The sequence below is a fragment of the Actinomyces sp. ICM47 genome (genome assembly GCF_000278725.1).
Taxonomy (GTDB): Bacteria; Actinomycetota; Actinomycetes; order Actinomycetales; family Actinomycetaceae; genus Pauljensenia.
In genome coordinates this window covers 15,446-36,677 of record NZ_ALCA01000024.1, presented here as the reverse complement: position 1 = coordinate 36,677, position 21,232 = coordinate 15,446, and the positions used below count along the sequence as shown (strand labels likewise).

The window sequence follows — 21,232 nt, the reverse complement described above, 5'->3', positions numbered from 1 at the left end:
CTTTTGTCGCTCAGAGGTCGGCGGCGTCCTCGACGGTGGCGAGAAACTCGGAGAGCCTGTTGGCGGCGGCCATGACGGAGGGGCCGTGCTGGCGGCCCGGCTGGCGGCCCATGCGCTCGATGGGGCCGGAGATCGACAGGGCCGCCAGGACTCGACCCGACGGCCCGCGTACGGGTGCGGAGACAGAGGCGACGCCGGGTTCGCGCTCGCCCACGGACTGCGCCCAGCCGCGTCGGCGTACCTCGGAGAGCATGGTGGCGTTGAAGGAAGCGCCGTACAGGCCTCGGTGCAGGCGGTCGGGTTCTTCCCAGGCGAGCAGTACCTGGGCGGCAGATCCGGCGCTCATGGAGAGCGTGGCACCCACGGGGATCGAGTCACGCAGGCCCATTTCGCGTTCGGAGGCCGCGACGCACACGCGGTAGTCGCCCTGGCGACGGAAGAGCTGGGAGGATTCCTTGGTGTGATCGCGCAGGGCCTGGAGGACCGGCATGGAGGCTTGGAGGAGGCGGTCTTCGCCAGCCGCGGAGGAGAGTTCCTGTAGGCGGGGTCCCAGAATGAATCGGCCCTGCATGTCGCGGGCTACCATGCGGTGATATTCGAGGGCGACAGCCAGACGGTGAGCAGTCGGGCGTGCGAGCCCGGTACTGGTGACAAGTTGTGCGAGGGTTGCGGGACCCGCTTCGAGAGCGCTGAGGACCAGCGCAGCTTTATCGAGAACGCCAACGCCACTGGATGTTTGCTCTTCCATACAACTATTTAATATCTCATTAATTGAGATGGCAAACTGCCGGATAGTGAAACAGGTCAAAGGAGTGTCCGAGACGTGAGATCGGGGCGGTTGACACGCGGTCAAAGCGCTTCGATTGGGTTCGAAGCATGACTGACACAGTGTCTCCAAAAGGGAGACCAGAGGAGGAACAATGAGCGGAACGATGGCCGAAAAGGTGTGGCGCGACCACATCGTCTCCAAGGGTGAGAACGGCGCGCCCGACCTGCTGTACATCGACCTCCACCTGGTGCATGAGGTCACGAGTCCCCAGGCCTTCGAGGGCTTGCGCCTGGCCGGACGCAAGGTTCGCCGCCCCGATCTGACGATCGCGACGGAGGATCACAACACGCCGACCGTCAACATTGACCAGCCCATTGCAGACATCACGAGCCGCACGCAGATCGACACGCTGCGCAAGAATGCCGAGGAGTTCGGCGTGCGCCTGCACTCCCTGGGCGACGCCGATCAGGGCATCGTTCACGTCGTCGGCCCCCAGCTGGGCCTCACCCAGCCCGGCATGACGATCGTGTGCGGCGACTCCCACACCTCCACGCACGGTGCCTTCGGCGCACTGGCCTTCGGTATCGGCACCAGCCAGGTCGAGCACGTGCTCGCGACCCAGACCCTGCCGATGGCCCCCTTCAAGACCATGGCGATCACGGTCAACGGCTCCCTGCCCGCAGGCTCGACCGCGAAGGACATCATCCTCGCTGTCATCGCTAAGATCGGCACCGGCGGCGGCCAGGGCTACGTCCTGGAATACCGTGGGCAGGCGATCCGCGAGCTCTCCATGGAGGGCCGCATGACGATCTGCAACATGTCGATTGAGGCGGGTGCCCGCGCCGGCATGATCGCCCCCGACCAGACGACCTTCGACTACATCAAGGGCCGCCCCCACGCCCCCGAGGGCGAAGACTGGGATCGCGCCGTTGAGTACTGGTCCTCCCTGGCCTCCGACGAGGACGCCGTTTTTGACGCCGAGGTCGTCCTCGAGGCCGCTGACATCGAGCCCTTCGTCACCTGGGGCACCAACCCCGGCCAGGGCGTTCCGCTGTCGGCCGCAGTCCCCAGCCCGGAAGACTTCACCGATGAGACCGCCCGCGCGGCCGCCGAGCGCGCCCTGGAGTACATGGATCTCAAGGCTGGCACCCCGATGCGCGAGATCGCCGTCAACACGGTCTTCATCGGCAGCTGCACGAACGGTCGCATCGAAGACCTGCGCGCCGCCGCCAGTGTCGTCAAGGGACGCCACAAGGCCGATGGTGTGCGCGTCATGGTCGTGCCTGGCTCCGCCCGCGTGCGCCTGCAGGCCGAGGCCGAGGGCCTCGACAAGATCTTCACGGACTTCGGTGCCGAATGGCGCAACGCCGGCTGCTCCATGTGCCTGGGTATGAACCCTGACACCATGAACGCGGGAGACCGCTCGGCCTCCACGTCCAACCGAAACTTCGAAGGCCGCCAGGGCAAGGGCAGCCGCACGCACCTGGTGTCCCCGCTCGTCGCGGCTGCCACCGCCGTGCGAGGCACCCTGTCCTCCCCGGCCGACCTCTGAGGCCCGCCCTCCGCCACCCGATCACGGGGGAGGGCCACGGCCTCGTCCCCCACGGAAGAAAAGACTGACGCACCATGGAAAAGTTCATTACCCACACCGGCGTCGGCGTCCCGCTGCGCCGCTCCAACGTCGACACCGACCAGATCATCCCCGCCGTTTACTTGAAGCGCGTGACCCGCACGGGCTTCGAGGATGCCCTCTTCGCCGCGTGGAGGAACGATCCCGAATTCGTCCTCAACCAGGACGCTTACAAGAACGGCTCCGTCCTCATCGCCGGACCCGATTTCGGCACCGGCTCCTCGCGTGAACACGCCGTGTGGGCGCTCAAGGACTACGGCTTCCGCGTCGTCCTGGCCCCCAAGTTCGCCGATATTTTCCGCGGCAACTCCGGTAAGCAGGGCCTGGTGACCGGCATCATCTCCCAGGAGGACTGCGAGTCCCTGTGGAAGCTCCTCGAGGCCGAACCCGGCACCGAGGTCACCGTCTCCTTGGAGGACAAGACCTGGCGCGCCGGTGCGATCTCGGGCACCTTCCAGATCGACGACTACGTGCGCTGGACGCTCATGGAAGGGTTGGACGACATCGCCCTCACCCTGCGCCACGAGAAGGAGATCGAGACTTACGAGGCCGCGCGTCCCTCCTTCAAGCCGCGCACGCTGCCGGCGAAATTCTTACCAAAGCAAGAGGTTTTGTCCGCCCGCGACTGAACGCACTGCGCACACTGGCCCCTACCTAGCTAGAGTAGGGGCCAGTTACGTCATATTGAGGAGTTCCCCCATGCCATCCATCCTGCAAGTCGAAGGCGGTCATCCCCTCCACGGAGAGATCACCGTTCGCGGTGCCAAGAACTTCGTGCCGAAGGCCATGGTCGCGTCGCTGCTGGCCGACACCCCCTCCGAGCTCTACAACGTCCCGCTCATCCGCGACACCGATGTCGTCTCGAATCTGCTGAGCTTGCACGGCGTCGAAATCGACTTTGATCAGGACCGCGGCACGCTGCGTATGGACACCTCCAACGTTAAGATCGCCTCGCGTTCGGATATCGATACGCTCGCGGGTGCCTCGCGTATCCCGATCCTGTTCTGCGGCCCGCTCCTGCACCAGCTGGGCGAGGCCTTCATCCCCGAGCTGGGCGGATGCGCGATCGGCGGTCGCCCCATCGACTTCCACCTCGATACGCTGCGCAAGTTCGGCGCAATCATTGATAAGCAGCCCGACGGCGTACACATCAAGCGACCCTCCACGGGCCTGCACGGCGCGATCATCGAGCTGCCCTTCCCGTCCGTCGGCGCGACCGAGCAGACCCTGCTGACGGCCGTGCGCAACGAGGGCATCACGACCCTGAAGGGCGCGGCCATCGAGCCTGAGATCCTTGACCTGATCAACGTCCTGCAGAAGATGGGCGCGATCATCTCCGTGGACACGGATCGCACCATCCGAATCGAGGGCGTGGCCAAGCTGACCGGCTACCGCCACACGGCCCTGCCGGACCGCATTGAGGCGGCTTCGTGGGGAGCGGCTGCCCTTGCCACCCGCGGCGACATCTACGTGCGTGGTGCCCATCAGCCCGACATGACGACGTTCCTCAACACCTTCCGCAAGGTGGGCGGTGCCTTCGATATTGACGCCGATGGCATCCGCTTCTACCACCCGGGTGAGCCGCTGCACTCGATCGCGCTTGAGACGGCCGTGCACCCTGGATTCATGACCGACTGGCAGCAACCCCTGGTGGTGGCGCTCACACAGGCCGAGGGCCTGTCCATCGTTCACGAGACCGTGTACGAGAACCGCTTCGGCTTCACCCAGGCGCTGCGCAAGATGGGCGCGAACATTCAGGTCTACCGCGAGTGCCTGGGCGGCACGCCCTGTCGCTTCGGCCAGAAGAACTACTATCACTCGGCGGTTATCTCGGGTCCGACCCCGCTGCACAGCGCGGATATCGTGGTCCCGGACCTGCGCGGTGGATTCTCGCACCTGATCGCCGCGCTGACCGCGACGGGCACGTCCACCGTGTCCGGTATCGACGTGATTTCGCGCGGCTACGAGCACTTCACGCGCAAGCTCCACAAGCTGGATGCGCGCGTGCGCTACCTGGACGCCTGAGCACATGGCCGGGCGGGGAGTGCGTCGCAGCATTCTGTTGCTGGTCTCGTCGATGTCGGCGGGCGGGCGCAGCGTGCGCCTGGGCCCGCGCATCGTGCGGATTTTGCGCAGCGGCGGCTGGGAGGTCGCTGTTCGCCTGACGACGCCCGGGGACGACCCGGCGGCTCTCGCCGGCCAGGTAGCCGCCGACACGATCGTGGCGGCCCTGGGCGGGGACGGCTACCTGAGTGCGGTCGCGCGCGGGTGCCACGAGTCCAGTGCCATCTTCGCGCCCATGCCGGGCGGGCGCGGTAACGATCTGTGCCGCGCGCTCGGTATCGGCACCGACCCCTTGGCGCGTGCTCGGGATCTAGCTCGTCTCGGCTTTGCGTCCGCCCCCTCGGGGAACGAGGCCGTGGCTGGGCGGGTCCGTCATGGCGCGGACTTGCTGGCGAAGCGTGTGCGCCCCCTGGATGGCATGTGGGTGCGCTCGCGCGACGGTGTGCGCCTGGCGCTCGGCGTCGTGTCGGTGGGTTTGGACGCGCGCGCGAACATTTTGGCGAACGAGTCGTCGCTGACGTCGGGGCCGCTGGCCTACGGCTACGGCGCTTTCGCGGCCCTGGCCTCGCACGAACCCACTGAGATCATTGCGACGGTGGACGGCCGCGAACGTGACCTGAGCGGCTGGCTTGCTTCCGTGTCGAACTCGGGGCGTTTTGGTGGGGGTATCACGCTGGTGGAGTCGTCGGACATGAGCGACGGCATCCTCGAGGTGTGTCACGTGGGTCCGATGTCGGTCGCGCGTGCCCTGCCGATCTTGGCCCGTGTTGTGGGTGGTCGGGCGAAGAACCACCCGGCCATCGAGGTTGAGACCGCGCGCATGGTGTCTTTCGTGGCACCCGCCGGCATGATCGCGATGGCGGACGGGGATCGGGTTGCGTCGGTTCCTTTCACCGTGGACGTGGCTCCCGGCGTCGTTTCCGTCCTGGTCTGAGCTTGTCATCGCGTGCGGCGCGCCCACCGTGCGTGTGAGCTGCGCTCGGTTGCTGCGTAAGACAGAGCACGGGTTTTGCGCTGTGGGGGAGTGGTCCCCCTAGAATGGGCCTATGAGTGCAGTTTCCGGCTTCTACGCCTTCGCGAAGGGCGTGCTGACGCCCATCATGACCCCCTGGGTGAAGTTCACCGTCACCGGCGAGGAGAACCTCCCCACGGAGGGTGGTTTCCTGTTGGTTTCCAACCACCTCTCGAACGTCGATCCCCTGTGTCTGTGCTGGTATTTCATGAAGCGCAACACCGCGGTGCGGTTCCTGGCGAAGAAGTCGATGTTTTCCGTCCCGGTGTTCGGCTGGATCATCAAGGGCATGGGCCTGATTCCTGTCAACCGTGATTCGAATCCCTCGGCTGTCCTGGCACCCACGCGCGAGGCCTTGGAGGCAGGTGAGGTCGTCGGCATCTACCCTGAGGGAACGCTTACGCGCGACCCGGACCAGTGGCCGATGGAGTTCAAGTCGGGTGCCGCTCGCCTGGCCCTCGACACGGGCGTTACCGTCATCCCCCTGTCCCAGTGGGGGCCGCAGGACATCATGGCCCCCTACAACGCTAAGGGCATGGATATGCGCCCGGGTCGGCGCATCTCCTATCACTTCGGCGCGCCCGTCGACCTGTCTGACCTGATCGGCCCCGCCGGATCCGAGGACCACGACGCGGTCAACGCGGCGACGGAGCGCATCCTTCAGGCGGTGCGTGAGGGCGTCGGCCAGCTGCGCGGACTGCCCGTGCCCGACACCGTGTGGGACCCCGCCACGCAGGCTGGCCCCTGGTGGGAGGAAGAGCAGGCTAAGGCCGCCAAGAAGGCCGCGAAGGCCGCGAAGAAGAAGGGCTAGTCCTGGGTTCGACGACGTCCAGGTGTCCGCGTTGATCGGCTTTGTCACGTCCAGGCCCGGATCGCTCGCCTCGCCGGTTGCACCCGACTGGAGGGTGGGGGAGGAGACTTGAACGGACGAGGCCGGGGCGGGCCGTGTGCTCGCCTGCACCTGCGGGGACGCGGGCGCGCAGGCGGCGAGCGCGAGGATAGCGGCGGCGTGCCCGGCGGTGAGAACGACACGACGGTGAGACAAAGCCCCTCCATGGGGTGTGACAGTTTTCCCATCCTAGTAGACTGAGCTGGACAGGGAGGTCACGATGAGTATGACAACAGCAGCGGTCCTGGGAACGGGAGCGTGGGGTACGACATTCGCTCAGGTGCTCGCGGATGCGGGCGTGGACGTCACCATGTGGGGGCGCAACACCGACACGATTTCGTTTATCAACGGTCGCGAAAACCCGACGTATCTGCCGGGCATCACGCTGTCTGAGCGTATTACGGCCACGACGGATATCGCAGAGGTGGTGGCAGGTAAACCGCTGGTCGTCGTTGCCGTCCCCGTCAAGGCTGTGCGCGCGACGCTGGAAGCCGCACGCGCGTCCTTCGTGCCCGACGTGGCCCTGCTGTCCCTGGCTAAGGGCCTCGAATTGGGCACCCTCAAGCGCGTCGACGAGATCATCGCCGACGCCTCGGGTGTGCCCCACAGCCGCATCGCCGTGCTCTCCGGCCCGAACCTGTCGCGCGAAATCGCTGAGCGCCAGCCCACCGCGACGGTCGTCGCCTCCACCGATGTCGAGCTGGCCAAGGAGATCGCGCGGACCTGCCACAACTCCTACTTCCGCCCCTACGTCTCAGCCGACGTGGTGGGAACCGAGATGGCGGGTGCGACGAAGAACGTCATCGCCGTCGCCATTGGTGCCGCTGAGGGCATGGGTCTGGGCATCAACACGCGTTCGACCCTCATCACACGCGGCCTGGCCGAGATGACCCGGCTAGGTACCGCCCTGGGGGCCGACCCCGCGACATTCGCGGGCCTGTCCGGTATCGGAGACCTCGTTGCGACCTGCTCCTCGCGCCTGTCGCGTAACTTCTCCCTGGGTCACCGGCTCGGCTCGGGCATGAGCCTGGACGAGGCCATGGCCCTGTCCCCGGGCGTCGTCGAAGGCGTCGCTTCGGCGGGGCCGATCCTCCAGGTCGCCGCCTCCGTCGGCGTTGACATGCCGATCACCAGCGCTGTCGTCGAAGTTGTCGAGGGACGCGCGACCATCGCAGACATGGGCCGCATGCTCTTGGCACGCCCGCAGAAGATGGATGGGTGGAAGATCGAACTGGTCTAAAAGGTGCACGCGCGGGCGGGGAAAGCCTGACGCGCGGTAGGCTTGGACCCATGACTGCACCAACTCGTCCTCGCGTCCTCATCGTTTTCGGCGGACGCTCCTCCGAACACGAAATCTCTTGCGCCACGGCTGCCGGCATCCTCACGGCCATCGACCGCACCAAGTGGGACGTGATCCCGCTGGGTATCACGCGGGACGGCCAGTGGGTGCGCGTCGCCGACGACCCGTCGGCGTGGGCATTCAAGGACGGCAAGGGACAGACTGTGACAGCGGGTTCTACCCGCGTGGCACTCACGCCGGGCGAGGGCAACCTCGTCGAACTCACCTACGACGGCGACCCCTCGGATAAGGACTCCCGCGTCGTGGGCGTCGAAGACCTCGGCCACGTCGATATCGTCTTCCCGCTCCTGCACGGCCCCTACGGTGAGGACGGCACGATCCAAGGCCTCTTCGAGATGGCCGACGTGCGCTACGTCGGATGCGGCGTGACCTCCTCGGCGATTTCCATGGACAAGCACCTGACCAAGACGGTGCTCGCCGCCGCCGGTATCGACGTTGGCCGTTGGGTTTGCATCACCGCCCGCCAGTGGGAGAGCGACCCCGCCTCGTGCATGGACCGCATCGAGCGCCTCGGCTTCCCCGTCTTCGTCAAGCCCTGCCGCGCCGGCTCCTCCGTCGGCATCTCGCGCGTCACCTGCCGCGAAGATCTGCCCGTCGCCATCAAGGAAGCCGCAAACCACGACCCGCGTATCATCGTCGAGGCCTCCGTGACCGGCCGCGAGGTCGAGTGCGGCGTGCTCGGCTCGCGCCCCGACTGGCAAAGCGGCACCTCGCCGCTGGGTGAGATCGTTGTGCCCGAAGGCGAGTTCTACGACTACGAACACAAGTACGTGGACGACGTCGTCGGTCTGTCCTGCCCGGCCGACGTGCCTCCCGCCTACGCTCAGCGCATTCGTGAGACCGCGTGGCGTGCCTTCGATGCCCTCGAATGTGAAGGCCTGGCCCGCGTCGACTTCTTCCTCAACGAGGACACCGACACCGTCATCATCAACGAAGTGAACACGCTGCCCGGATTCACTCCCATTTCGATGTACCCGCAGATGTGGGCGGCCGCCGGTATGTCCTACCCGGACCTGCTCAGCGAACTGCTCACCGAAGCGTCGCAGCGCCCCCTGGGGCTGCGCTGAGGGAACGGCCGCGGTGACCCGCATCTGCGCGTGTCCCGCGGCCGCGCCCCGACCTCGTCCATTCTCACAATCCCGACCCTAAAGGACCCACATGACGACCAAGCCTAAAGTCACGCTGGTGACATGTCAGGCACTGCCCAATCTCTTCCCCGGCGAAGAAGGACTGCTTGACGAACTGGCGTCGCGCGGATGCGACCCGCAGATCAAGGTCTGGAATGATCCCGACGTTGACTGGGCCGATGCTGGCATGGTCGTCGTCCGCTCTGTCTCCGACTACGCGCAGGATCGTCCCGCCTTCCTGGAGTGGACGCGCCAGCTGCAACGCGTGCAGAACTCGAAGGACGTGCTCAACTGGAACACAGACAAGCACTACCTGAAGGAACTCGCGGCGATGGGGCTGCCGACGATTCCGACGAACTGGCTTGAACCCTCCCAGAAGCTCACCAAGCACCAGATCCACACGCGCTTCCCGGCCTTCGGCGAGTTCGTCGTCAAGCCTGCCGTGTCTTCCGGCGTGCGTGATATCGGCCGCTACACGACTGTGGACATCTGCCAGCGTCAGGCCGCCATGCGCCAGGTGCAGGGCTTGCTGGGCGAGGGGCGCTCCGTCATGCTCCAGCGCTACGTTGAGGAAATCGACCTGCATGGCGAGATTTCGCTCGTGTTTTTCAATGGCCTGGTCTCCCACGCCGTTGAGAAGCGCTCGGCCCTGCACCCCGCCTCCGTCACCAACCCCGAGATGCACGAGGCCGTGGTGACCGCCGAGGCCGCCGACTCCGTCGCGTGGACATGGGGTGAGCAGATCCGCCGCGTCCTGCACGACTACGTGCGAGCCCGCCTGGGTCACGACGAGCTGTTCCTCTTCAACCGCGTGGACCTGGTTCCCGACGGTAAGGGATCCTTCCTGGTTATGGAGGTCTCCCTCGTGGACGCAGACCTCTACCTCGGCTCGACGCCGGGTGCCCTAGGCAATTTCGCTGACGCGATCTCCTCGCGCGCCCATTGGTGATGCACGCCACCGCCGTGAAGGTGTCTCTCGAGTTTTCAAGCTCGTCTGGGTAGTGCTAAGCTCTACCCGTTGCCTTCAAGGCGACGCGATGGTGGCTGTAGTTCAGTTGGTAGAGCACCTGGTTGTGGTCCAGGACGTCGCGGGTTCGAGTCCCGTCAGCCACCCCAATGCCCCGGCGCTTCGGCGTCGGGGCTTTTTGTTGCAGTATGCTTGTGTCATCCCGAATTGATTGGACAAAGGAGTTGTGATGCCCAGCGTAATCGCCTACGGTTGCGACGATGCCACCACCCAGTTCCATCCCCTGCAGATCGACATTCGTGAGCCGGGCGAGGGTGAGATCTACTTCGATGTCGCCTACGCGGGCATTTGCCACTCTGACATCCATTCCGCCCGCGGCGAGTGGGGTCCCGTCGCTTACCCGCTTGTGCCCGGCCATGAGTTCGTCGGAACCGTCGCCAAGGTCGGCCCCGGCGTGACGACCTTCAAGGTGGGGGACCGCGTGGGCGTGGGCTGCTTGGTCGGCTCGTGCGGCACTTGCGAGATGTGCGAGTCCGGCTACGAGCAGTGGTGCACCTCGACGCCTGGAACTCTGTGGACCTACCGCGCCGACGCCGAGGGTAACCCGACGACAGGAGGATACTCGCGGGGCTTCACAGTGCGTGCCGACTTTGCGCTGCATATCCCGTCCGAGCTGGATTTTGCGGCCTGTGCCCCTCTCCTGTGCGCTGGTATCACCACCTACTCGCCGCTGAAGCATTACAACGTGGGTCCCGGTTCGCGCGTGGCCATCCTGGGCCTGGGAGGCCTCGGACACGTGGGCGTGCAGATCGCCAAGGCCATGGGCGCAGACGTGTCCGTCATCTCTCATGGACGTTCCAAGGAAGTCGACGCACGCCGCTTCGGTGCTGACCACTTCTACGCGACCAGCGAGGAGGGGACTCTCGAATCGCTGCGAGGCTCCTTCGATCTCATCCTGTGCACCGTGTCTGCCGACGGCCTCGACTACGCCGGATACATGGCGGCCCTGCGTCCCTACGGCGTCTTCGTTGATGTGGGCTTGCCCACCGAGCCCGTCTCGCTGCCGCTGCGCGCCTTCGTGAACGGCGGCAAGTCTTTCGCTGGCTCCCAGATCGGCGGCATCGCCGAAACTCAGGAGATGCTGGACTTCTGTGCTGAGCACGGTGTCATCCCGCAGGTTGAGATGATCACAGGTGAGGACATCACGGAGGCCTACGACAACATCGTGGATTCGCGCGTGCGCTACCGCTACGTCATCGACACCTCCACGTTCCCCCAGACCGCGTGAGCGTGAGGGGGACGCGGAAGCCCCGAGCCACTTGGCCCGAGGCTTTCCGATTCTCTGGGTGAACGATGCTACTCGCAGCTAACGCTTCGACACTAAGCCGAATATTGAGTGTTTGAGATCATTTCAGATACTGTGGATGCTAGTTGTGTTCTCTGGCTGCGTCGTGTATTCTATCATCTTGACAGACCCCCGGCCAGGCCTCTGGTGTAGTAAAATTATTACTGCACACATGCACAAATGGCCGGGGCCATTTTTATCAGCGAGGATGCTGTCGATGCAGAAAGATTGGCTCAGTTTCGATGAGCAGCTGGAACTGCTCGCGGGGCGTGGTATGTGTATCGAGGATGAGTGCACTGCTGTTCAGGTTTTGTCTTGTGTCAGCTACTACAGGCTCTCGGGGTACTTCCGTTAATGGCAGAAGGGCCCAGAGTATGGTGATAACAACTTCATTCCGGGCACCAGTTTTAGTCGGACTTATCAACTGTATGTGGTGGAGCGTGCACTCACCACTGCCTGTCAAGATCTATTGGCCGCGTATGAAATCGTCCTACGAACGCGGTTCGCCTACTACTACGGGACCCATGTTGGATCCGTTGGAACTTTTGCTCGGGGCGTTGGCTTCACTCGTCCGCCAACCGAAAAAATCGCACATGTCGATGAGCGGATTCTATCCGACCTTAATCGCAGTACGGATGCCTTCATTGTGCACTACCGCGACGACATCTAGGAAGGCGCAACGTACCTGCCCGCGGCCTATGACAGGATGCCGATATGGGTCGCAGTTGAGGTTCTGAGCTTTGGGTGCCTGTCGCGTATGATCACCGCTTCCGGAGAGTCGGGAGTTGTCGAAGATATGGCAGAGTCACTGAGTACCTCTAACCCCCATACACAGAAAAATTGACAGGCCCCCAGCCAGTTCTTGTACGCGGTGCCAGATCTTCCTGGGATCAGGTCTACTCAAGCGAGCCGTGGGATGTTCCTTCCCGCGTGTCAGGTCCGCGATGCCGGTGAGTTCACGTGGGCCCTCGTCGGCGTCGGTCCTGGTGGTGCCACACATGCTCGTCAACCCCCAGCACCTGCACGCCTGCGAAGCGGGCGGGGTCATCAGATGCGGCTTGCAGGCACGGCTTGATGTGGGACCACACGGTGTTCCACGTGGTTGCCAGTTGTCGGGCCAGGCCAGCGATAGTGGCCCCTTCGAAGCGCAGCTGTCGGATCGCCCAGCGGATCGCCCGCACACCCAAACGCGCCCTGGGAGCACACACCGAGTGGTTCTGCTCGATGAAGGTCGCGATCTGGCAGGTGTGTTCGCGGCATATCCATCGGCGCTTGTGCCACCGGATCCGCGCCGGGACCCCGGCCCAGGGCGCGTCGATCACCTCCACCACCACGCGCCCGTGGCCTTGAGCGATCACCCCACACCCAGGGCAGCCAACCAGCTGGTTGCACGACTCAACATCGAGCACCAGAGCCTGTGAGGTGCGAGTTACGCTCATCAGATGGAAGCCCTCCAAACCGACGAGCAGATCACACCGATCACAACGATCAAGCGACGCAGAGCAGCAGCAGGTAGGGTGAGACATTGTCGAGGTCCTTGAAGACAGCGGGGGTAGAAGTCCGCTCATCATCAAGGACCTCGACCTCTACCCGCAACCCCCGACCAACACCCGGTCACCCACACTCAACTCGGAAGAACCACATAAGCAATTCTCCCGCTTCCACGCCTAACAACCCATGCCGCAAATGAGCAAGGGGGTCGTCAGAGTGATCACTGTGGCAATCAAGACGCTCGACGAGTTTCTCGCGACCATCCCCGACGACGACAACCGCTCGCGGATGGTGGACGTGCCAGTGTCAGTGGGACTCACCTACCCGGAACTCGAGCTGCGGCGCATCGCGTGAAACAAACACACGTTCACTCACCACGGGACGTACATCATCGCGTTTTCTGCCACGCGTAAGCACATGGCGATGGCCCCCGAGTGCTCCACCACAAACTCACACACACGATCGCAACAACTTGTACAATTGGTACATGTCAACCGCAACGCTTTCCGAGTTTCGACAGAACCAGGCCCGCTACATCGCTGCCGCCCAGGTTGAGCCCGTCGAGCTGCGCTCGCGCGGCGCGCAGACCCGCGCGGTCCTGGTCTCTCCCGCCTTCTATGAGGAGGCAATGGAGGCCCTTGAGGAACGTCGCGACCGACAGACACGAGACGAACTGGACCACTGGCTGCGAGAGGACCTCGCTCAGGCTGTTCGTGATTACGAGGAGAACCCGGACGATGTCTACACGCTCGACGACATCCGCGCTGACCTGGGGCTGAAATGACCGGGCAACGCTTTCGCCTAGTCGTGACCAGCCAAGCCCGGCAACAGTTCAGACACCTCCTGCAATCTATGGCATCAGTCAGCGGTTCTGAAGTTACGGCCCGCAACTACGTGCGGGCGCTGACGGATTACATTGAGCAGCTTCCCGACTTCCCACTACGCGGCCAAGCCTTCTCACTGCATCACCCGGGAATGCGCATCATCGGTTTCCGCAACAACCTCCTGATCGGCTTCCTCGTGACCGACGACAGCGTCGTCATCCTCTCGCTTCTCTCCACACGTCAGTCCCGGCTCACGCTAGAAGAAGCACTAGCGCAGGCACTCAAGTCCTACCAGCGTCGTAACTGACGGCCAGACATCCGGGAGAGCGCCACACAAAGGGCGGACAACCTAGCCCGCGAGTGCACGTTGTGCTTCCGCCGCCTCAGTATCGAGCTTCCAGGTTCCGCCGACAAACTCCCGTACGAACAGCCCTCCAGCTCTGATCGCGGCATTTCTCCCCCACCCTAGCGGCGCGTAGGATAGGGCCAGTATCATTGCGCCACTCAGGCCTCGCCCGGTGGCGCTCACTCGAGCCTCCAGGGAGCACGCATGACCACGAAGGAAACCCCGGCCTCGTCCAACGACGACGAGACGACGCGGGCGCAGACGACCACAGAAGCCCTCGAATGGCACGCGCCCGTCATGGTGCGCATCGACGAACACACGACGATCCCCCACCTGCTCAAAGAACGCGTGCAGCGCGGCGCGACCCGCCCGCTCATCCTGCGCAAGGTCGGCATCGGCGACACGTGGCGCTCGATCAGCGCCCGCGACTTCTACGACGAGGTGCAGTCCGTGGCCGCTGGCCTCATCGCGCGCGGCCTCGAACCGGGCGACCGGGTCGCGATCATGAGCCGCACCCGCTATGAGTGGACGCTCCTCGACTTCGCGTGCTGGGCGGCCGCCCTGGTGCCGGTCCCCATCTACGAGACCAGCTCCATCGACCAGGTCGCCCACATCCTGGTCGACGCGGACGTCAACCTGATCGTCACCGAGACCGTGTCCATGGCCGAAATCGTGCGCGCAGCCGCCGAACGTGAGAACCGGGACAACACGCACGTCCTCTCCCTGGACTCCGAGGCCATCGAGACCCTCATCGCAGAGGGCGCGACTGTCCCGCGTGACCGCGTCGCTGCCCGCGCCGATAAGCTCACGACGGCCGACATCGCAACCATCGTCTACACATCGGGCACGACGGGCACACCCAAGGGCACGGTGCTCTCCCACGAGAACTTCACGAACCTGTGCGTCAACGCCCACGTGTGGATGCCTGAGATCGCGGCAGGCAAGAACTCGCGCCTGCTCCTCTTCCTGCCCCTCGCCCACGTGTTCGCGCGTTTCCTGCAGGTCTTCCAGATCAGCGGCAACGGCGTGCTCGGCCACGCGCCCAACATCAAGAACCTCCTGCCCGACCTCGCATCCTTTAAGCCGAGCTACCTCCTCGTCGTCCCGCGCGTTCTGGAGAAGATCTACAACTCGGCGGACACGAAGGCGCGCGGCCCGAAGCAGAAGATCTTCCGGTGGGCAGCGAAGGTCGCGATTGCTTACTCCCAGGCCCTCGATACGGAAGAGGGCCCCTCGGTGTCCCTTGAAGCCCAGCACATGCTGGCCGACAGGCTCGTCTACCAGCAGATCATCCGCCTGGTGGGCGGCAACGCGGACTACATCGTGTCGGGCGGCGCTCCCCTGGCCACCTGGCTCGCCCACTTCTACCGCGGCGTCGGCATCCCCGTCCTGGAGGGCTACGGCCTGACCGAGACGGTCGGCCCGGTCTCCGTCAACACGCCCCGCCTGTCCAAGATCGGCACCGTGGGCCCAGCCCTGCCGCCCATGTCCTTCAAGATCAGCGACGAGGGCGAGATCCTTCTGAAGGGCCCCAGCGTCTTCCAGCGCTACCACAACGACCCCGAGGCAACGGCCGCGTGCTTCACGGAGGACGGCTGGTTCCGCACGGGCGACCTGGGGAGCCTGGACCGCGACGGCTACGTGTCCATCACGGGCCGCGCGAAGGAGATCATCGTGACGGCGGGCGGCAAGAACGTCGCCCCGGCCGCCCTCGAAAACACGATGCGCTCCCACCCGCTCATCTCCCAGGTCCTGGTCGTGGGCGATCAGAGGCCGTTCGTCGCCGCGCTCATCACGCTGGACGCGGAGATGCTCCCCGATTGGCTCGCCGCCCACTCGCTGCCCCCGATGAGCGTGGCCGAGGCGGCCACGAACGTCGAGGTCCTGGCCTCCCTGGAGAAAGCGGTGGCCTCGGCGAACGAGCATGTTTCGCGCGCCGAGTCGATCCGTAAGATCAAGGTCCTGACCACCGACTTCACGGAGGCCAACGGCCTGCTCACGCCCTCCCTGAAGGTCAAGCGCCTGGAAGCCACGCGCCGCCTGGCATCCGTCATCGACGAGATCTACGGCGGCCCCGTGCAGAACTGACGTACGCGCGATCTGCGCGCACGTGAACGAGGCCGTGGCCGACTCGCGCTCCCCGCTTTCGATTGGGGATTGCTGAGCCAGCCACGGCCTCGTATGTGCCTGCGGCTACTGCGAGGCGAGGGCCGCCGTCGGGGGCGTGCGCGCCGCGCGGATCGCGGGGTAAAGCCCGGCGATGGCACCGATGAGGACGGTAGCTCCCAGGCCTGCGGCGATCACCCACCAGTGGAGGGTGGGCGGCCACCCGTAGGCGATGCACATTCCCCACGTCACTCCCCCGCCGATGAGGCATCCAGCGACTCCTCCGAGGAAGGACAGGATGAGGGCTTCGGCCAGGAACTGGACGCTGATGTGGCTGCGCTTGGCCCCCAGCGAGCGGCGCAGGCCGATCTCCTTGCGGCGCTCCAGCACCGAGATGATCATCGTGTTGGCCACGCCGATGCCGCCCACCAGCAGGGCGATGGATCCGACGCCCGCGAGCAGGGTCGTGAACGTCTGGTCGGCAGCGTTTTGGGCGGCCAGCGCGTCCGAGGGGCGCGACACCTTCAGGCCCGTGGACCCTTGGGGTGCCAGGGTCGGCCCGAGCAGGGTCCGCACGTTCTCGACCTGGTCCTCAGAGGAGCGCTCGTAGATCGTCGTCGGAGTCTTGCCCGCGTCGAAGTAGGTCGAAGCTGCGGACACCCCGATCAGCGCGGAGTTGTCGAGTTCTTCGGCCAGTGGCGCGGGTTCCAAGATTCCCAGGACCGTGAAGGATCGTCCTCCCAGCCACACCTGGGTGCCCGGCTCGACGACGCCGAGGAGCTGCGCGGCCTTCGACCCCAGCACGACGCCCGGGTACTTCGCGGTCGCCTCGTTGAGCCAGGCACCACGCTTCATCTGTCCGGAGACGACGTCGAGGAGGTTCGTGTCGGCCGCCATCGTGATGATGCCGCCGGTCGCGTTCGGGTCGGACAGGCGCGAGCGGTACACGGACACGCCGGAGAGCGTGGAGGTGGAGGCCGCCGACGTGACGCCGGGAATCATGCGGGTGCGCCCCACGGAATCTTCAGGCAGGATCAGGTCCGCGCCGCTCAGGTCCGCGCCGCTGCGCGCCGTCAGCATGTTCGTGCCGAGCGCGCGCAGCTGTTCTTGTAGGCGGGCCTGCGAGGAGGCTGAGACCCCGACGACGCCGACCATCGCGGCGATACCGATGGCGATACCGAGCGCCGACAACACGGCGCGCATGGGCCGGGCGCGCAGCCCGGTCAGGCCCAGGCGGGCGACGTCGGAGGCGCGCAGACTCGACCGATAGGCGCGCGCGTGCTTCCTACTCGTCATGGCTACCTCCCCCGTCTCCCGGGCGTCCCGAATCGGACACGATTTCACCATCACGAATGGCGATCTGGCGCGGCAGCGACGCCGCCAGATCGTTGTCGTGGGTGATCACGATGATCGTGGTGCCGGCCTCGTTGAGCTCGCGCAGGAGCGCGACGATGGACGCGCCCGAGCGCGAATCCAGGTTGCCGGTGGGTTCGTCCGCGAGCAGCAGGGCCGGGTGGCCGATGATGGCTCGGGCGATGGCGACCCGTTGGCGCTCGCCGCCCGACATCTGGTGGGGCTTGTGGTCGATGCGATGCCCGAGGCCCACTCGGGTCAGGGCCTCACGCGCGGCCTCGCGGCGCTTCGCCCGAGGTACGCCCCGGTAGAGCAGGCCGTCGGCCACGTTGTCCAACGCCGACACGCCGGCCGTGAGGTGGAACTGCTGGAACACGAAGCCGATCAACGAGGAGCGCACTCCCGACAGCTCCGTGTCACGCAGGGAGGACACGTCCGTCCCATTGATGCAGACGCTGCCCGAGGTGGGCCGGTCCAGCGTTCCAATGAGGTTGAGCAGAGTTGATTTACCGGAACCCGAGGGGCCGACAATGGCGACGAATTCGCCCTCGTCGACGCTCAGGGATACTCCGTTGCAGGCGTGCACGGGCGGGCTGCCGAAGGACCGGTGCACGTCGGTCAGTTGCAGGATGTGGCTCATCGGTTGGGCACCACCACGCGCTGGCCTTCGGCGATTCCGTCGCCGCTCACTTCGACGCGGTCGCCCGCGAACAGGCCGACGGTGACGGGAACCCGAGTAATGGAGCCGGCCTCGTCGACGACCTCGACGCCGAACTGGTCGGCGCTGAGGGCCACGAGGGCACCCAGGGGCACGGAGAGGACGCCGCTACGCGACTCGGAGGTGAAGCCGAGAGACACGGAGGCTTCCTGCAGGCCTTCGAGAGCCGACGGATCATCCGGGGTGATGGTGACCGGGACGATGCGTTCCTTCGACGCTTCCTTGTTGCTTGACGAGGTGTCGCCGGGCTTGTCGGTCGGCGGCTCAACCGCGCTGATCGTGCCGGTCGTCGACTTGGCCGAGCCGGGCAGTCGGATCGTCACGGAGTTCCCGACGACGCCCAGGGCCTGGTCGGAGAGCTTGAGGTTTGCGGAGACGATCTGGCGCGAGGACGAGGCCGTGAACAGTTCCGTCTCCGTCGTCGCGGTGTCGCCCACGCGGGCCTTTAGCGCGCCGACGCGCAGGTCCTCGGGGGCGAAGAGCACGGAGCCGAGAGGCAGGGTCCCGTCCTGGGGCAGGCTCAGGGCCTTCTGCCACTTCTTGATCGCGACGATAGTGTTCCAGTCGAAATGCCCGTTAGGAGTCTGCTCGAAGTAGCCCAGAGCGGACAGGGCGGTCTCCAGCTGGACGATGTCCTGGCCGTCGCTCATGCCCTCTTCGAAGGCTCGCCAGGCGGGAATCGCGCCGTGGAGCAGGTAGGCGTTCGTGCCGGCCACCGTGTAGACGTGGTCGCCTTGTCCCAGCGTCGTGCCGGGCGTGGGCAGCGCGGTGATGACGCCGTTAAAGGCGCTCTTTTGCACGTAGGAGTCCGCGTAGCGCAGGTTGCCCTGCACGGTCGTCTCCCCCACCAGGTCGCCGCGCTCAACCGTCGCAGTCGCCCCATCGAAAGACTGCGGCGCGTCGGAAGTCGCACTCGATCCCTGGCAGGCGGACATCGTCAGCGCGCCGACCGCGAGGAGTGCCGCGGCAGCCACGGCACGCGCGGATCGTGGTCGGTTCACTTGGCACCCCCGGCCTGCGCGAAGCACTTGTTCAGGGCGTCCTCGGGGATATCCGGCAGGTTCAGGCCCTCGCCGGGCTGGGGGTCCTTCACGTCGTAGCCGAGGCCGCGCAGGCATTCGGCTCCCTTCACCATGGCCTCGCGAACGGCCGGGTCGTTGGCGATATTGCCTTCGCCCGTCAGGTTCGACACCTTCATCATGCACTCGTTGAGGGCGTTGTTGAAGGCGTCGGAGGTGTCGTTGAGCTGGTCGGGGGTCAATCCCGTGTCGGGCACGTCGAAGCCCTTCTCACGCATGCACTGGGCGAAGACCAGGTTGGGGTCGTTGCTGGCCGCGTTCGAACCCGCGCTCGGTGACTTGGTACTGGGCGAGGCGGGCGAATCGGTCGTTCCACACGCGCTCAGCGCCGCCGCCAGGGTGAGAGCGATAACTGCAAGGGCGCGCGTCTGCGGGCGAGTCTTCATTGAAACTCCTTGAAGAATTTTAGGGTGTGGGTCTCACTTCCAAGGATGATTACAGTCCACTTATCTGGAAGCTACCTGAAAACTATCAGAGAGCGCGCGCAGAATTTCATCAGACAACCCTAAGAGTCCAAAAACGAGGCCGTTTTCGCCTGGCCACAGCCCCGCGCCCCGCTCGGACCGGGGTGAGCGTGAACCCCGCCCAGGCCTCGTCGTCCCTTGACACATAGTGGGGCGGGGAACGCCTGCGCGTCCCCCGCCCCACTCCTCACCCGACGATCTATCCGTCAGGAGTCTTTGACTCAGTCCTCCACGACCTCTGCGTGAGCCATATTCGCCTTGAGGGTGGCGACGATTTCGCCGTGCTTCTTCTCGCTCAGGGTGACCTTGCGCGCGAAGACGAAGAACGCCAGGACGATGACGCCGAGGGGTACGTAGAACGCCGCAGTCTTAAAGGTCTCGATGTTGGCGGTCGTCAGCAGGTCGGGGTTGACGTCGTTAGTCATGGCGGCCGCGATGGCGACGAATCCGACGATGGAGTTCGACAAGGCACCGGCGATCTTGTCCAGCATGGGTCGCACCGAGAGGGTAACGGCTTCATTGCGCTTGCCGGTCTTGAGCTGTCCGTACTCAACCGAGTCCGTGATCGTAAGGATCGCGGTCATCTGGATGCAGGTAGCGGGCAGGTAGAAGAGCACCAGCGCGATGAAGACGACCGTGAGGTTCGTGGAGAAGAGGATGAACAGGACGTAGGCGATGACCATGAGCGCCATACCGCCGAGGTAGAGGTAGCGGCGCGGCACGCGGCGGTTGATCGCCGGGTACAGGGGCGTCACAACCAGGCCGATGACGAAGGCGATGATGCCGACGACAGAGTAGATGTCGGGCAGGCGCAGCACGAACTTGAAGAGGTAGATCATGAAGCCCGTGGTCGCAACGTTCGCGATCGAGTAGAGGACGTAGGACAGGGAGACCCACAGGAGCTGATCGTTGCGTCCGATGGCCTGGAAGGCCTGCAGGGGGTTGGACTTGTCGCCCGGATCGCGCAGAACGCTTTCTTCCTCACGGGTGCCGAAGGCGACGGCCAGGCAGGTGACGATGCCGAGGAGCGCGATGACCGCACCAAATCCGCTCCAGCCCTCCTGGCTCTCAGAGCCAGCTCCGGCGAGGCCGCCGAAGAAGGCGACCACGGGGACGACGATGGCGGTGACGCCGTTGTAGCCGATCGAACCGGTGAAGGTACCCAAGGCGGTATAGACGCTTCGCTCCTCCGAGGAGGAGGACAGGGCGGGAATCATGCCCCAGTAGGAGATGTCGCGCAGCGAGTAAAGGACGTCGAGCACCACGAAAACGATGATGAAGACGACGATGAAAACACCCTTGTTGACGTTGACCAGGCCAAAGAGTCCGGTGAAGATCGCGAAGAGCAGGATCGATGAGCCGACACCGCCGATCACCTGCCAGGGCTTGAAGCGACCCCAGCGTGAGGTTGTGTTGTCGACCAGGTTCCCCAGGAGCGGGTCGATAAAGATCTCAGCGATGCGGATGATGAAGACGAGAGCCGTGATGATAGCGATCATCGCCTTAGCCTCGGAGTCCTCGTAGTCGCGGAACAGGGTCTGCGCCGCGTAGTACGTGACAAAGAATGTCGACAGCGCGTTGTAGTACGCCGCCTGTCCCAGATTGCCGATCGCATAGCAGATGCGTGATACCCAGCTCTTGTGTGCACCTCGTTCGTGCGACATGGTCCCTCTCCTTCGAAGCAACTC

19 protein-coding genes, 1 tRNA gene and 2 pseudogenes are annotated in these 21,232 nt (G+C 64.9%); 15 read left to right on the top strand and 7 right to left on the bottom strand.

Annotation, left to right across the window (positions count from 1 at the left end):
* Positions 1-10 precede the first annotated feature (10 nt).
* Positions 11-748, bottom strand: coding sequence for an IclR family transcriptional regulator (locus HMPREF1136_RS01535; RefSeq protein ID WP_009647526.1), 738 nt, complete (start codon positions 746-748; stop codon positions 11-13).
* Between the two features lie 172 nt (positions 749-920).
* Between HMPREF1136_RS01535 and leuC the strand changes: the two genes are divergently transcribed.
* From leuC to HMPREF1136_RS11455, 11 genes and pseudogenes are all read left to right on the top strand, one after another.
* Entirely contained in the window at positions 921-2,321 is a 1,401-nt protein-coding gene (gene leuC, locus HMPREF1136_RS01530) for a 3-isopropylmalate dehydratase large subunit (RefSeq protein ID WP_034504389.1), read from the top strand.
* Positions 2,322-2,395: 74 nt separating this feature from the next.
* The gene (gene leuD, locus HMPREF1136_RS01525) at positions 2,396-3,028 is read left to right on the top strand and encodes a 3-isopropylmalate dehydratase small subunit (RefSeq protein ID WP_009647534.1); all 633 of its coding nucleotides are present in this window, start codon (positions 2,396-2,398) and stop codon (positions 3,026-3,028) included.
* A 70-nt stretch (positions 3,029-3,098) separates the two neighbouring features.
* Positions 3,099-4,424 (top strand): UDP-N-acetylglucosamine 1-carboxyvinyltransferase, encoded by a 1,326-nt coding sequence (gene murA / locus HMPREF1136_RS01520; protein WP_009647515.1) that lies wholly within the window; start codon positions 3,099-3,101, stop codon positions 4,422-4,424.
* Positions 4,425-4,428: 4 nt separating this feature from the next.
* Positions 4,429-5,397, top strand: coding sequence for a diacylglycerol/lipid kinase family protein (locus HMPREF1136_RS01515; RefSeq protein ID WP_009647530.1), 969 nt, complete (start codon positions 4,429-4,431; stop codon positions 5,395-5,397).
* Positions 5,398-5,509: 112 nt separating this feature from the next.
* Entirely contained in the window at positions 5,510-6,286 is a 777-nt protein-coding gene (locus tag HMPREF1136_RS01510; protein ID WP_009647524.1) for a lysophospholipid acyltransferase family protein, read from the top strand.
* 298 nt (positions 6,287-6,584) lie between these two features.
* Positions 6,585-7,604 carry an NAD(P)H-dependent glycerol-3-phosphate dehydrogenase gene (locus HMPREF1136_RS01505; protein WP_009647519.1) on the top strand — a complete coding sequence of 340 codons (1,020 nt, stop codon included), beginning with the start codon at positions 6,585-6,587 and terminating at the stop codon, positions 7,602-7,604.
* A 50-nt stretch (positions 7,605-7,654) separates the two neighbouring features.
* Positions 7,655-8,791 carry a D-alanine--D-alanine ligase family protein gene (locus HMPREF1136_RS01500; RefSeq protein ID WP_009647545.1) on the top strand — a complete coding sequence of 379 codons (1,137 nt, stop codon included), beginning with the start codon at positions 7,655-7,657 and terminating at the stop codon, positions 8,789-8,791.
* 91 nt (positions 8,792-8,882) lie between these two features.
* A complete protein-coding gene (locus tag HMPREF1136_RS01495) occupies positions 8,883-9,800 on the top strand; it encodes an ATP-grasp domain-containing protein (protein WP_009647528.1) in 918 nt (305 codons plus the stop codon).
* Positions 9,801-9,891: 91 nt separating this feature from the next.
* A tRNA-His gene (locus HMPREF1136_RS01490) sits at positions 9,892-9,967 on the top strand.
* Between the two features lie 80 nt (positions 9,968-10,047).
* Entirely contained in the window at positions 10,048-11,106 is a 1,059-nt protein-coding gene (locus HMPREF1136_RS01485) for an NAD(P)-dependent alcohol dehydrogenase (protein ID WP_009647532.1), read from the top strand.
* Positions 11,107-11,551: 445 nt separating this feature from the next.
* A pseudogene (locus HMPREF1136_RS11455) lies at positions 11,552-11,833 on the top strand (Abi family protein); the annotation flags it as partial.
* A gap of 182 nt (positions 11,834-12,015) precedes the next feature.
* Here the strand turns inward: HMPREF1136_RS11455 and HMPREF1136_RS01475 are convergent.
* Positions 12,016-12,689, bottom strand: a pseudogene (locus HMPREF1136_RS01475) (transposase family protein); the annotation flags it as partial.
* A gap of 190 nt (positions 12,690-12,879) precedes the next feature.
* Between HMPREF1136_RS01475 and HMPREF1136_RS11345 the strand changes: the two are divergent.
* The 4 genes from HMPREF1136_RS11345 to HMPREF1136_RS01455 all read left to right on the top strand — a co-directional run bounded on the left by HMPREF1136_RS11345 (position 12,880) and on the right by HMPREF1136_RS01455 (position 15,912).
* The gene (locus HMPREF1136_RS11345; RefSeq protein ID WP_009647523.1) at positions 12,880-13,008 is read left to right on the top strand and encodes a hypothetical protein; all 129 of its coding nucleotides are present in this window, start codon (positions 12,880-12,882) and stop codon (positions 13,006-13,008) included.
* 133 nt (positions 13,009-13,141) lie between these two features.
* Positions 13,142-13,438 (top strand): type II toxin-antitoxin system Phd/YefM family antitoxin, encoded by a 297-nt coding sequence (locus tag HMPREF1136_RS01465; protein ID WP_009647539.1) that lies wholly within the window; start codon positions 13,142-13,144, stop codon positions 13,436-13,438.
* Complete coding sequence (locus HMPREF1136_RS01460) at positions 13,435-13,785, top strand: type II toxin-antitoxin system RelE/ParE family toxin (RefSeq protein ID WP_083836189.1); 351 nt, start codon at positions 13,435-13,437, stop codon at positions 13,783-13,785. The genes HMPREF1136_RS01465 and HMPREF1136_RS01460 overlap by 4 nt, the downstream gene beginning before the upstream one ends.
* 243 nt (positions 13,786-14,028) lie before the next feature.
* Positions 14,029-15,912 carry an AMP-dependent synthetase/ligase gene (locus HMPREF1136_RS01455; protein WP_009647529.1) on the top strand — a complete coding sequence of 628 codons (1,884 nt, stop codon included), beginning with the start codon at positions 14,029-14,031 and terminating at the stop codon, positions 15,910-15,912.
* A 105-nt stretch (positions 15,913-16,017) separates the two neighbouring features.
* Here HMPREF1136_RS01455 and HMPREF1136_RS01450 read toward each other — a convergent pair whose 3' ends face one another.
* The 5 genes from HMPREF1136_RS01450 to HMPREF1136_RS01430 form a co-directional block, all read right to left on the bottom strand.
* The gene (locus tag HMPREF1136_RS01450; protein WP_009647516.1) at positions 16,018-17,226 is read right to left on the bottom strand and encodes an ABC transporter permease; all 1,209 of its coding nucleotides are present in this window, start codon (positions 17,224-17,226) and stop codon (positions 16,018-16,020) included.
* Positions 17,216-17,923 (bottom strand): ABC transporter ATP-binding protein, encoded by a 708-nt coding sequence (locus tag HMPREF1136_RS01445; RefSeq protein WP_009647525.1) that lies wholly within the window; start codon positions 17,921-17,923, stop codon positions 17,216-17,218. Before HMPREF1136_RS01445 ends, HMPREF1136_RS01450 begins: the two co-directional genes overlap by 11 nt.
* Entirely contained in the window at positions 17,920-19,002 is a 1,083-nt protein-coding gene (locus tag HMPREF1136_RS01440; protein WP_009647544.1) for a peptidoglycan-binding protein, read from the bottom strand. The genes HMPREF1136_RS01445 and HMPREF1136_RS01440 overlap by 4 nt, the downstream gene beginning before the upstream one ends.
* Positions 18,999-19,466, bottom strand: coding sequence for a hypothetical protein (locus HMPREF1136_RS01435; RefSeq protein WP_009647533.1), 468 nt, complete (start codon positions 19,464-19,466; stop codon positions 18,999-19,001). The genes HMPREF1136_RS01440 and HMPREF1136_RS01435 overlap by 4 nt, the downstream gene beginning before the upstream one ends.
* Positions 19,467-19,765: 299 nt before the next feature.
* Complete coding sequence (locus tag HMPREF1136_RS01430; protein ID WP_009647531.1) at positions 19,766-21,208, bottom strand: glycoside-pentoside-hexuronide (GPH):cation symporter; 1,443 nt, start codon at positions 21,206-21,208, stop codon at positions 19,766-19,768.
* Between the last annotated feature and the right edge of the window lie 24 nt (positions 21,209-21,232).